This window comes from Desulfocastanea catecholica, from assembly GCF_054657295.1.
Window position 1 is genome coordinate 1 of sequence record NZ_BAAHYZ010000193.1, and the last position, 232, is coordinate 232.

Below are 232 nucleotides of genomic sequence, written 5' to 3' on the forward strand. Positions count from 1 at the left end.
CTCTGCAACATTGATGGTAAATGTCTGGCTGTCGACACCCTCAGAGTTCTGGGCACTCACCGTCACCGCAAAACTGCCGGGTGCATCAGGGACCCATTGCAGCAGTCCGCTCACCCGGTCGATGGTCATGCCCTCAGGACCACTATTGAGAATATAGCTGGGAACTGGGAGACCTGTCGCATCTACATCATATTGATATGTTGCACCTGCTACTGACGTGACCGGCGGTGCC

1 protein-coding gene is annotated in these 232 nt (G+C 55.2%); it reads right to left on the reverse strand.

What is annotated here, in order from left to right:
- Window positions 1-232, reverse strand: a 232-nt coding sequence (locus ACYQ8U_RS23480) for a putative Ig domain-containing protein (protein ID WP_459947962.1), incomplete at both ends; no start/stop codon positions are given.